Raw genomic sequence first — 12845 nt, forward strand, 5'->3', positions numbered from 1 at the left:
TATAATTTAAATAAAATTGCACGAGGAGAAAAATATGACTAGACGTAAACTGATATTCCCGCAATCATTCCCAACCATACATACCGAAAGACTAATCTTAAAACAAGCAACGATCGAAGACGCTGAGGATATGCACATCTATTTATCCAATGAAACTGTGTGCCGCTACATGGGAATTGATGCTCATGAATCCATCAAAGACACAAAAGGAGAAATCAAGTGGTATGACAATATCTTCAAAGAACAAACAGGCATTCGGTGGGGCATTTCTTTAAAAAACAACCCCACCATCATCGGCAGCTGCGGCTTTCTCAATCTAGAAAAACAGCACTACCGTACCGAAATTGGCTATGAATTACATCACGATCATTGGAGAAAAGGCATCATGAGCGAAGCGATTGCTGCTGTGTTACGATATGGATTTCAGGAAATGAATCTGAACCGGATTGAAGCGATTATTGATCCAGCAAATACGTCCTCTGTTCAATTATTGGAGAACTTTGATTTTGTAAGAGAGGGTTTATTGCGGGAGTATGATCTTGGTCAGAATGGGTTTGATGATGTGTTTATGTATTCGATTTTGAAGAGGGATTATGAATAAAATTCTATGAGAAAGAGGAGAAACAAGCGACATGTGGGTAGAAGACTGGTTTAAAAAGTTTGAAGCACAAACATTCATTAATATCCTGAAAACCATCATAGTATATCAAAATGAAAGAGGTATCTTCATGTTAGAAATTTTTAAAATCGTAGTACCTCCTCTAGTATCTATTGGTATATGTTGGATAACTCTTTATTTTACAAATAAAATAAATATAAGGTCACTGGAACATCAGCATAAACTTCATATAGAAAGTTTGAAAAAAGACGAGGAAAAATACCAGGAACAATTGGCGAATAATAAAGAAGCTGATCGTTTGAATCATTTACCATATCTATCTCTCATCCCCAAATATCAGATACATAGATTTGAAGGTGAAATGAAAAGAGAAAACAATGATAACATCTTTATTCCTTTCAAAATAATAAATCAAGGTGCTGGTATTGCTTTTTCTGTTCATGTGAAAATTTTAGAGGAAGATAGTAAACCTAATAATATACACATTGGTACAGTTACAGCCTTTCAACGAAAGCATAAAGATGATTATGACATTTTAGGAGTCAGTGAACCTATTGATACAGATGTTTTACGTGTTGATAATCACAGTGAATTTTGTTTATATTTGACTGCTATAGATAAAAATAAAATGGAAATAAAACCTTCAGAATCATTAAAATGGGAATTTGATATTTCTTTTTACGATATTCAAGGAAAACATTATACACAGAGATATTCATTTTACACATCAACAAAAAATAATAAAATACATAGAGTTAATTCATATATGCCTAAGTTAGTTAAATAGTCAGTTTTTTTAAACTTTTATTAGCTGCCTTTTAAAAAAGAGCCTATAATCTATTTAAGTAAGAATTATAGGCTTTCTATTTTTTATTACCACTCCCGCAGTTAATATGCTTCCAATTCATTCACGATACGAGGGAAAACCTTCACAAACACGCCCCAATGAATTCTTTCACACCATCAATAAATGTAACAGGATGATACCAATCTTGTAGTCTTATGTCCATGATTCACCCATGACATCTACTCTACGGATGACTGGGAGAATCGTGAAGTATTACCAGATGTCGCGTTCAAGGCCGAAGTTGGCAATTTAAATCTTATTCACGTACGATTTCTAGTTTTTCCTCTGAAATTTCACCTAGTACACGGAAACCTAGTTCTGAACCTGAAACAAGAATACCCATTCTACTATTACAACACAGCACAAAAAGTCAAGTTTCCTACAAAGCATTTCCGCTATACTAAACTCGTAAGGCAAGGAGGTGCTCGGTTGTCCTATCAAGAACATGAGAAAACGATTCAAGAAACATTAAATTATATTGAACAGCATCTGAAAGATGATTTACCGCTTCAAACTCTAGCGAAACACGCTGGTTATTCTAGGTTTCACTTTCACCGTATATTCAAAAAAGTGATTAAGAAGTCAGTTGTTGATTATATACGGGAACGTCGAATGACCCAAGCGGCGAAGGATTTAATTCATACGAACCAAAGGGCGATCGATATCGCATTGCAGTATCGATTTAGTTCACAGGAATCCTTCACTAGAGCCTTTAAGAAGATATATGATATGTCACCCGCACGTTATCGGAGATTACTAAGGAATGTCATTGATAAGGAGGAAACAAATATGGCTGAAAATAAGAACACACCTACTGGCTGGATTATGACGGGAGAAACACCATCTGATTATGAAACAGGTCTGGATGACAGAATTGTACACAGTGGTACTACCTCAGCTTACCTGAAATCCAAGGATGAAAAAGCACGAGGATTCGCGACCTTGATGCAGCAAATTAAGTCTGATCGTTACCGTGGAGAACGCCTTCAATTTTCTGCTTTTGTCAAAAGCGAAGATGTGAAAGGTTCAGCTGGTTTATGGATGAGGATTGACCATTCTTCAGGTGAAGTTCTTGCGTTTGACAACATGATGAACCGCCCCATTACAGGAACAAACGGCTGGAATCATTTTAGTGTAGTATTGGATGTTCCAGTCAAAAGTGAAGTCATTGCGTTTGGCATATTACTACATGGTCAAGGTCACATTTGGATGGACGAACTTAGTTTTAAAATTGTAGATGAAAGCGTGCCAGTGACAGAACAAAATACTGTGGATCATCTAGAGGATGAACCAGTGAATTTAAATTTTGAAGGCTAGCAGACTGAATTTAAGAGGAGGTTCATTGCCATGAAAAAAATTGGTGCGATTTTATTGTTCGCTATGAATTCACTCACCTTTATTTGTGGCCTTGGAATTTTATTTGGTGAAGAGGATTAAAGATAAGCACCCATAGAACAAAAAAAATCAATTAAAAAAGATATCCCTATCACTATCTCTTTTTTATAGACTTGGTATAATAGAAAAAATCAGAAAAATGAGAATGCGATGATAAGGAATAGTACTTGCCGAAATGTTTTCAGAAAGTTGCTGGTTGATGAGAAGCAATAACAAAAAGGCAGGGAACTCACCTTAGAGTAGCCTTAGTGAAATGAAAAGTATCAATGTAGTTAAGGACGGCCCCCCCACCGTTATATGGGAAGGATATCAGATCAAACAATCTGTATCCGAATAAGGGCATGATAATGTTTGTTTATCATGAAACAGGGGTGGTACCGCGTAAGAAGAAGTCTTTCGTCTCCAAGTTAAATCTTGGAGATGATAGGCTTTTTTTATATTCCAATTACAGGAGGAATCGATGATGTTTAACCACGAAAAATACGAAAAGAAATACTTTTTGCCACCGAACCTTACTTATGATTGGGTGAAGAAAGAAACATTAGAAAGTGCTCCGATATGGTGCAGTGTGGACTTGCGGGATGGAAATCAAGCATTACCTATTCCTATGAACTTAGAAGAAAAATTGGAAATGTTTCAGTTACTAGTAGAGATAGGTTTTAAAGAAATTGAAATCGCATTTCCAGCTGCTTCTGATACGGAGTTTAGGCTATTACGGACACTGATTGATCATCATATGATTCCAGACGATGTCACGATTATGGTGATCACACAAGCAAGAGAGCATATTATCCGCCGAACCTTCGAAGCCATTAAGGGGGTACCGAAAGCGATTGTTCATTTATATAATTCGACTTCAGAAGCGCAGCGCAGACAAGTATTTAAGAAAACAAAAGATGAAATTAAACAAATTGCAATGGATGGAGCTATTTTAGTAAAAGAACTTGCCGAAAAAACAAATAGTAATATTTATTTTCAATATAGTCCTGAAAGCTTTCCAGGAACAGAAGTTGATTATGCGTTAGATATTTGTAATAGTGTTTTAGATATTTGGAAACCGACACCAACTCATAAAGCGATCATCAATATTCCGACAACAGTTGAATATTCAATGCCTCATATCTTTGCAAGTCAGATTGAGTATATACACAAAAATCTGTCTTACCGAGACAGTGTGACATTATCTGTTCATCCTCATAATGACCGCGGCTCTGGGGTGAGTGATGCAGAATTTGGTGTTCTAGCTGGCGCAGAAAGAGTCGAAGGTACATTATTTGGTATCGGTGAACGTACAGGGAACGTAGACTTGATTACCTTGGCGATGAATATGTATTCACAAGGTTATGATCCAAAATTGAATTTCAATAACCTAGAAGCGATTCGTAAAAAATATGAAAAACTAACAAAAATCACTGTTCATGAGCGGCAGCCCTATTCTGGGGAGATGGTTTTCACCGCATTCTCTGGTTCACATCAAGATGCGATATCTAAGGGTATGAAATATAGAAAGGAAAATCATGTTGATAAATGGGACGTTCCGTACATCCCAGTAGATCCCGCTGACTTGGGGAGGAATTATCAAACGGCTGTGATTCGAATCAACAGCCAGTCTGGAAAAGGCGGCATAGGCTATATACTAGAAACAAATTATGGCATTCAACTTCCTTATCAAATGAATGAAGCCATGGGATATGCAGCGAAGAAAGTATCTGATCAGACAAATAGGGAATTGTCTATCGAAGAAATATATCATGTTTTTAAAGAACAGTATGTTGATTTTCACCCTCATTTCCAGCTGCTTGATTATCAATTTCATAAAGGAGAGAAGCAGGAAGTTACCTTAACTTTGCTGAGAGATCATCAACAAATTGAAATACAAGGAACTGGCACTGGAAGTTTAGATGCAATCAGTAATGCGTTAAAAGCATATTTTCATCTCGAATATGTTTTAGAAGTCTATGAACAGAATTCTTTAGGCAAGGATTCCCAAGCACAAGCCTGTGCACAGATTGGAATTTCATATCAAGGAAAAATGCATTGGGGTGCTGGAATTGATAAAGATATTATAGAAGCAACAGTGAAAGCCCTGATGGTTGCAGTAAATAAACTAGAGGTTTGGATGTAGATGGAAAAAGATAAACTTGAAAAACATGAAGTGATGCAATATTTAAGAGAATATAACGAGCAAGAAATCTTTTATCTACAATACCAACAGAAAAAGCAGGACTATCAATCATTGCAATTATTTTTGAAGGATTATGATAAACACAATTTAATGTATAAACAAATATATATAGAAGAATTTTTGCAAAAAGGGCAGAACGAATTTGAAAGGGAAGATACCATGTGGTTAGGTCAGGAGAAAGATATCGAAGTGAGAAAGTATAGCCGTTTTATGCCTCAATTGTCGGCTATCCATGATTTCTTTGAAATGATCTATGTTCTGGAAAATGAGATGTGTTTAGAAGTGGAAGACAAAAAAATGACTTTAAAATCAGGAGATATTGCCTTTATTCCACCTGACACCATACACAAGCCAATTGTAATGGAGAATACAATCGCCATGCAAATCATGATCCGTAAGAGTACTTTTCAAAAAGTGTTTTTTAAAATGTTAAAAGGAAATAATGTCATTTCAGAGTTCTTTTTGAATGCATTGTATATAAAAGAGAATAAAAATATTCTTATTTTCCATAGTCACTTGGATAAAAATTTGCTAGACTGCTCTCTTCAACTATTTACAGAAAATTATAATCGGTTTCCTAGTTATCAGTTGATTATGAATAATTTGTTTGAGATATTATTATGTCTTTTATTAAGATTCAAACCAAGTCATATGAACGTAAATCAGGTCAAACAATATCGTGATATACGTATTATTCAAATGCTCCAATATATTCAGCAATGTTGTGAGCATATAACAATCCAGGAGATGGCAGAGGAATTTAACCTTTCACAGTCTTACCTGTCAAAATATATAGCTCGTAAGCTTGGCAAATCATTTCGTGAGATTCGACAAGAAATAAGATTGGAAAAAGCCTGCGAAATGCTCACTGGCAGCAATTCACAAGTAGATCATATTGCGGCAGCCGTTGGTTATCAAAATGTAGAGCATTTCATTCGTTTATTTAAGAGGAAGTATCACCTAACACCACATCAATATCGTTTAAATAATAGATAATGATCATAATGACTCTATTGTATTAATACTTGGAGAGACTGTCCTTTAAAAGTACAATTTTAAAAACGAGAAAATGTCAAATCAATACAAATAAAAAGGAGAAATCAGAATGTCGATCAAGAAAGTAAAAGATTATTTTAAACAATATGATATGGATACTCGAATTCAAGAATTTTCAGTATCTAGTGCCACCGTAGACTTGGCTGCTTCTGCATTGGGCTGCGAACCTGAAAGAATCGCAAAAACACTATCCTTTCTAGTAAATGGACAAGCTATTTTAATTGTGACCTCTGGCGATGCAAAAGTTGATAACAAAAAATTCAAGGAATATTTTAAAACAAAAGCTAAAATGCTTTCTCCTCATGAGGTCGTTGACTTGGTCGGTCATGAAATTGGCGGAGTATGTCCTTTTGCTATAAAAAATGGCGTTTCTGTTTATTTAGATATTTCACTCAAACGTTTTGAGACAGTCTATCCAGCCTGCGGGAGCAGTAACAGTGCGATTGAACTCACAATAAAACAATTAGAAAAATACTCCGGTTATTCACAATGGATTGATGTGTGTAAGGGATGGAATGATTCATTAACACATGAAAACGGAAGGGAAAAGTGCAGTTAAAAATAAAAAAGAGCTAAAAACCCTTGATACACAAAGGTTTCTAGCTCTATTACAACTACTCCCATTCGATGGTAGCAGGCGGCTTACTCGTAATATCATACACTACGCGGTTAATATGCTTCACTTCATTCACGATACGAGTTGAGATCTTTTCTAGCACGTCCCAAGGGATTCTTGCCCAGTCACTCGTCATACCATCAATAGAAGTAACAGCACGGATACCGATTGTGTAGTCGTATGTTCTTGCGTCACCCATAACACCTACGCTGCGGATGTCTGGGAGAACGGTGAAGTATTGCCAGATGTCGCGCTCAAGGCCGAAGTTGGCAATTTCTTCGCGTAGAATCGCATCCGATTCACGGACGATTTCTAGTTTTTCTTCAGAAATTTCACCTAGTACACGGATACCTAGTCCTGGACCTGGGAATGGCTGTCTCCAGACAATGTCATCAGGAATGCCAAGCTCTGAACCTAGGGCACGGACTTCATCCTTGAATAGCGTATTGAGTGGCTCAATCAATTCGAACTGCATGTCTTCTGGAAGACCGCCTACGTTGTGGTGAGATTTGATTGTTTGTGCCGTTGCTGTTCCGCTCTCAATGATGTCTGTGTAAAGTGTTCCTTGTGCTAAGTAGTCGATTCCTTTTAGCTTGTCCGCTTCGTCATCGAATACATAAATGAATTCGTTACCGATGATTTTACGTTTTTGCTCAGGATCAGACACACCTTTTAGCTTGTTTAAGAAACGATCTTTCGCATCTACTTTAATCACGTTCATGTTGAAACCTTCGCTAAATGTTTTCATAACCCCTTCTGCTTCGCCTTTGCGAAGAAGACCGTGGTCAACGAAAATACATGTCAGCTGATCGCCGATGGCTTTGTGGATCAATACTGCCACAACAGATGAATCCACACCACCGCTTAGTGCGCACAATACTTGCTTGTCGCCTACTGTTTCACGGATTTTCTGCATTTCGATTTCAATAAAGTTCTCCATTGACCATTTGCCATCACAATCACACACGCCGAAGACAAAGTTTTTCAATAGGTCATTTCCGTACTCAGAGTGACGAACCTCTGGGTGGAATTGAACGCCATAGAAATTCTTCTCAGCTAAGCTCATGGCTGAGTTTGGACAATGTGCACTTGTTGCATCGACTGTAAAGCCTTCTGGTACTTCAACAACGAGGTCACCATGGCTCATCCAAACGACTTGATCAGTTGGAAGGTCTTTGAATAAAGCAGGTGTTCCGTTAATATGGATATCTGCTTTTCCATATTCACGCTGGCTGGCCGCTTCTACTTTCCCGCCTAAATAGTGAGTCATGAGCTGCATGCCGTAGCAAATGCCTAGAACCGGAATGTCTAGATCAAAGATCTTTTCATCACAGCGGAAAGATCCTTCATCATAAACACTGTTTGGTCCACCAGAAAGGATGATTCCTTTAGGTGCCATTTCTTTAATTTCTTCAGCAGTTAAAGTGTGCGGATGAAGCTCACTGTACACACCAAATTCACGAATACGGCGTGTGATCAGCTGATTGTACTGACTGCCGAAATCGAGAACCAAAATCATTTCATTTACTAAATTTGTCATGGTGTCACCTCTATGTCCAATATAGTTTTTTATAAACGCACAGAAAAAATGAGAGGAGAAAACCTGCTCTCAGTGTGAATCACGCTTTTGAAGCGCCCAGACTCACATCCGAACGCTTCAATTTCATGTATTTTAGAAGGTTTTAATATTCACCTATTCTAACAACAGGAAGGTACGCGGTCAAGACTATCTCCTGTTTATTAAATTTTCCCATAACTTTGCCGATTGCTGCCAAAGCGCCGACGCATCCTCTCGCCGGTAGAGCGCACGTTCATAAAGCTGCGTCAGCTCTGACATATGATGGTCTCCATCCTTCTCATCAACCAGCGAAGCGAATTCTCTTAGCGTCATACCTGGCTTTTTCTCGATTCCTCTGCGCCCTAGCTGCTTTAATAGAGCTGCATACGCATAGAAGAATGCTTCATCCTCTGGCAGACGTTTCACCTTTCTTACAATAAAGAATGGCAGCCATCTTGTTCTAAATCGATAAAGCAGCCAGCTGATGAATCCAAGCAGGACAATAGCTCCTGCCGCATAACCTATAACCCAACCAACATGCACCATATTTGGCTTTGCCTGCGCTGTTTGTTCCTTTGGTTGTGCAGGCTGCTCTGTCTCCTGCTGCTTCGGCTGGTCTTGCTGCTGATCTTCACTTGCATCAGAACTAGACTGATCTTCTTCTTCTTTTTGATCATCCGTTTGATCGCTTGAAACGGCTTCATTCGTAAATGTCTCTGGGTTTGTAAAGCCTTTTGTCGGTTCAAAGGTGACCCAGCCTCTGTTTGGAAAATAAACCTCTACCCATGAATGCGCATTGTTATTGGTCACTTCATACACATTGTTTCCATCCATTTGTGTTTCATATAACTGGCCAGACGTATACCCTTTCACCCATCTCGCCGGAATTCCGATCGAACGAAGCATTACAATCATAGAGGTTGAAAAATTATCACAATAGCCAATCATCGTATCAAATAAAAATTGATCCACATAATCTTCATTACGACCAGGCACAGCGACATTCTGCGTTTCATATGAAAACTTCGCAGATCCTAAATAATCCTCGATTGCTTTGGCTTTATCATACATATTGTCCTTCGTTTCCGTTAAGCTGTTTGCCAAAGTTTTCACACGCTCTGGGAGTGAGGATGGAAGCTGCAAGTATTCACGGCCAACCTGCTGATTCACCTGCTTCTTTGTCGGTACTTTGATTCTCTGTAAATCCTCCAGGATAAATGTAGGGGATAAAAAGCTGACTTGATAGTTCCCTAAATTTTTAGGTGGGTTTTGCATAGACGGGACAATTTTCTCCGTTTTGCCCATGATTTGCAGCGGAATATTTTCCATTGGCGTCAGTGTAATCGTACCAATCGGATAGACGGCATGATTAAATCGATAGTTCGATTCCATATCGACTCTCGTTTCATGTACCTCTGTTTTCACTCGCTCAGTAAACCACCGATTCGGCACAGTGTCGTCCTTTAACCGAGTAGACTTCGTATCATTTGAAGCATCCTCCCAGCCCTTTCCTGTGTAAATACTTTTTGTTTCTACACGAAAGTAAGACGGCTCCTTTCCGCTCCATTTAAAGACAGGTGTGCGGTCCTCACTAAATGGTCCGCCAAGCGCCGAATCATCTGCACTATATCCCACTTTATTCTGCCCAGCTGTCCCATCTTGATTCGTAACTGCCTTAAAAAACGGGACAGGATCAGGCCATTTCGGATCAGACTTTGGCAAAGAAGCGCCGAGTGACGCTGATAGAAGGACAAGCGCCAGCATGGGCAAAAACCACTTTAGACGTGCTTTCTGTGACACCCGAACGCCCTCAGCCGAACGCAGTCGATCAAAATACAGCAATCCAAGCAAACAAAAGCCAAATACCATAATACGAACGATCGCAAAGGTCGCATCATATGGCGTAAACGTATCAAGAATCGTGACATATACAATCGTCATCAGTAAAAAGAAAAAGATACGCTGCTGATAGACCACCCAATAATGAAGCAAATAGACAAGCAGCCACAGCAAAATATAAAACAACAATGTGCGGAAAGACGGATACATGTCACTCCACATGCCCATGCTCATTAACATGATATTATCCTTGATATCAGCAAACAAAGCAGCCGGATAACCTGGCGCTGATTGATAAAAGATCAAATATAAGGCGAGCAAAATCAGTCCAGCACAAATAGGAAACGTCACATACCACTTCAGACGAAAGAACGTAAACAAACACGTAAGCCCGATAAAAATGATGAAATAAGACGTATGGCTCGTCTCTGTAAAATCTTGAAGTGGACGAAGCCACTCCCACAGCAGCAGAAAAGCTACAGCATAATAGATGAACAATTCAAAACGGCTTTGCCGCAGATGCGTATGCAGCATAAATGTTTGTCACCTCACAGTTCTTTCGTGCAGCCGGTCTTCAAATAAAAGGGTGATGCGTATTCCAGAGGCCTTGAGCCGGTCTACAAGCTGTTTTTCTTTTGTCGTCAAATGGTCAACGGCTTTCTTCACTAAAAGCACGGTGATGTTCTTTCTGTTTCGATTTCCAAAAAGACTTGTCGCAAGCTCCTCCTGCAGCTGACCCGTGACGACATATTTTCCTGAGTGCTGGTACTCACTCGCTGCTAACGGTTTATATTCTAGTGCGCGGGAAGGCTGATGCTGCACCCTTGTTAAATAATAAAGCATGTCCTGTAAATGAAGTTCTCCTTGATCGACTCGAAAGGCATGCTGATCTCCTAGAGGGACAAGACCTGACGGCACGCCTTTTTTCACAGCCGTTTGAAGAACAGATGCTGTAATAGAGACGACTGTTTCAAAAACAGCTTGATCAGTAAAATCAGCAAACACGACAAGGTCCTTTGCTTGATTCTGTTCAAATTCCTTCGTCATCAGCTGGCCTCTTCTGGCCGTTGTCTTCCAGTCCACCCAAGCAAAACGGTCTCCTTGCTGATATTCCCGTACGCCTGTTGTTACATGGGCCGGTTCATTTAACCACGAGTGAACCGCTTTGCCTCCATTTTCACTCACTGACTCAGCAGGCTCCACCGGGATATCCAGCACTTTGGGGTAGACAAGCAGCTTCTTCTCTAACGGAATGATGATTTCTTTCTCAACAAACCCAAACATATCACCCGTTTTAATTCTAACGGCTGTCAAATGATGCTCTCCCCGTATGACATCATTCAATTGATAGGAAAATCGCCAAGTTTTCCGAAACCAAGGAAAGAGCATTTGCTTCATTTCAATCTGTTCCTGTAAGTGAAAGGTGTCTGGCGGAGCATCCTCTATCATGACGTAAACGTACGGAAATGGATGTGTCCGCTTGATCTCAAGGTCAACGGACAGCACATCTCCCGCCTTCAAGCGAGTTTGCTGTAATGTCCTCTTGGCTGTCGCGCGCAGCGGAACGAGTGCAAACAGCAATGCATACAAAGCATATGGTAAAAATGCATAAAAAAGGAACCAGCTCACAAACCCTCCCTGAAACATGGCATAACAAAAGGCTGCCGCAGTGAGAATGATGAGCATCATCACCCGTAACCATAATGAAACTGCTACACGATGACGTGACTTCATTGAGTCATCGACTTTTGAACTGGCACGCCAATTTGCTCAAGCATTTGCCGCAGCAGTGTCTCCGCCTTCTTCCCTTCATATGTCGCTTCTGATGTCAAAATCATACGATGCGGTAATGTATAAGGCGCCAAATACTGTACATCATCAGGAATCACATAATCGCGCTGATTCAAAAGTGCATACGCCTGTGCCGCTTTCATCAAGGCGATCGATCCCCTTGGACTCACACCTAGATAAACAGATGGGTGTTTACGCGTCGCTTGAGCAATTTCAACAATATATTCTTTAATGGATGCATCCACATGAATAGTCTGAACAGCCTGCTGCAATGCATGGATATGATCCTTTGTCATGACAGCTTGGAGCGTATCAATCGGGGATTCTTTCTCCTGCAAGTTGAGCACCTCCAGCTCCTCGAGCATGGTCGGATATCCCATCTGCAGCTTGAATAAAAACCGGTCCATTTGCGCTTCTGGCAGCGGATACGTCCCTTCATATTCCACTGGATTTTGCGTCGCCATGACGAAAAAAGGATCCGCAAGCGGCATCGTTTCTCCGTCCACTGTGACACTGCCTTCCTCCATCGCTTCAAGCAATGCTGATTGCGTTTTAGGAGAGGTCCGGTTGATCTCATCAGCCAAAATAATCTGCCCCATGATCGGCCCTTGCCTAAATTCAAATTCATTCGTCTTTTTATTGTAAATCGACACGCCTGTTACGTCTGAAGGCAAAAGGTCAGGAGTGAATTGGATTCTCTTAAACTCACAGCCAATGGATTTTGCCAAAGCACGAACCATCATCGTCTTCCCTACACCAGGCACATCCTCTAGCAGCACATGCCCCTTCGCCAAAATCGCAACAAGGCTTAATATCGCAATGTCTTTTTTCCCAACCATGACTTTATTGATGTTATCTACGATTTTTTGTAAATCTGAATGCATCGGTTCATCAAATGCCATCCTGATCCTCCTATCACGTTTCTGTCAAATTTCATAT

At 39.9% G+C, this 12845-nt stretch carries 10 protein-coding genes, 1 pseudogene and 1 other annotated feature; of the genes and pseudogenes, 6 read left to right on the plus strand and 5 right to left on the minus strand.

The features are described 5' to 3' along the window. Window positions 1-34: 34 nt before the first annotated feature. Both BA81_RS13680 and BA81_RS13685 read left to right on the plus strand, forming a co-directional pair. Window positions 35-601 (plus strand): GNAT family N-acetyltransferase, encoded by a 567-nt coding sequence (locus tag BA81_RS13680; RefSeq protein WP_034282859.1) that lies wholly within the window; start codon window positions 35-37, stop codon window positions 599-601. Between the two features lie 31 nt (window positions 602-632). Continuing rightward, window positions 633-1406: a hypothetical protein gene (locus tag BA81_RS13685; protein WP_223250514.1), complete on the plus strand. Its 774-nt coding sequence runs from the start codon at window positions 633-635 to the stop codon at window positions 1404-1406. Between the two features lie 101 nt (window positions 1407-1507). Here the strand turns inward: BA81_RS13685 and BA81_RS20105 are convergent. After that, a pseudogene (locus BA81_RS20105) lies at window positions 1508-1791 on the minus strand (GMP synthase (glutamine-hydrolyzing)); the annotation flags it as partial. Window positions 1792-1895: 104 nt separating this feature from the next. On the opposite strand from BA81_RS20105, the gene BA81_RS13690 reads away from it, so the two are divergent. From BA81_RS13690 to BA81_RS13705, 4 genes are all read left to right on the plus strand, one after another. Further along, window positions 1896-2783, plus strand: a complete 888-nt coding sequence (locus BA81_RS13690; protein ID WP_034282862.1) for a helix-turn-helix domain-containing protein — start codon at window positions 1896-1898, stop codon at window positions 2781-2783. A 219-nt stretch (window positions 2784-3002) separates the two neighbouring features. Continuing rightward, window positions 3003-3268, plus strand: a binding site (T-box leader). A 56-nt stretch (window positions 3269-3324) separates the two neighbouring features. After that, window positions 3325-4986 carry a 2-isopropylmalate synthase gene (locus tag BA81_RS13695; RefSeq protein WP_034282865.1) on the plus strand — a complete coding sequence of 554 codons (1662 nt, stop codon included), beginning with the start codon at window positions 3325-3327 and terminating at the stop codon, window positions 4984-4986. Next, window positions 4987-6042, plus strand: coding sequence for a helix-turn-helix domain-containing protein (locus BA81_RS13700; RefSeq protein ID WP_034282868.1), 1056 nt, complete (start codon window positions 4987-4989; stop codon window positions 6040-6042). A 109-nt stretch (window positions 6043-6151) separates the two neighbouring features. Beyond that, window positions 6152-6661, plus strand: coding sequence for a YbaK/EbsC family protein (locus BA81_RS13705; RefSeq protein ID WP_034282871.1), 510 nt, complete (start codon window positions 6152-6154; stop codon window positions 6659-6661). Between the two features lie 55 nt (window positions 6662-6716). Here BA81_RS13705 and guaA read toward each other — a convergent pair whose 3' ends face one another. The 4 genes from guaA to BA81_RS13725 all read right to left on the minus strand — a co-directional run bounded on the left by guaA (window position 6717) and on the right by BA81_RS13725 (window position 12808). After that, the gene (guaA, locus tag BA81_RS13710; RefSeq protein WP_024424487.1) at window positions 6717-8258 is read right to left on the minus strand and encodes a glutamine-hydrolyzing GMP synthase; all 1542 of its coding nucleotides are present in this window, start codon (window positions 8256-8258) and stop codon (window positions 6717-6719) included. Window positions 8259-8444: 186 nt separating this feature from the next. Continuing rightward, window positions 8445-10649 carry a DUF4129 domain-containing transglutaminase family protein gene (locus BA81_RS13715; RefSeq protein WP_034282874.1) on the minus strand — a complete coding sequence of 735 codons (2205 nt, stop codon included), beginning with the start codon at window positions 10647-10649 and terminating at the stop codon, window positions 8445-8447. 9 nt (window positions 10650-10658) lie between these two features. Further along, on the minus strand, window positions 10659-11849 hold the full coding sequence (locus BA81_RS13720) for a DUF58 domain-containing protein (protein ID WP_034282876.1): 1191 nt from the start codon (window positions 11847-11849) through the stop codon (window positions 10659-10661). Next, on the minus strand, window positions 11846-12808 hold the full coding sequence (locus tag BA81_RS13725; RefSeq protein ID WP_034282878.1) for an AAA family ATPase: 963 nt from the start codon (window positions 12806-12808) through the stop codon (window positions 11846-11848). The genes BA81_RS13720 and BA81_RS13725 overlap by 4 nt, the downstream gene beginning before the upstream one ends. Between the last annotated feature and the right edge of the window lie 37 nt (window positions 12809-12845).

It is taken from the genome of Bacillus safensis FO-36b, from assembly GCF_000691165.1.
GTDB lineage: Bacteria > Bacillota > Bacilli > Bacillales > Bacillaceae > Bacillus > Bacillus safensis.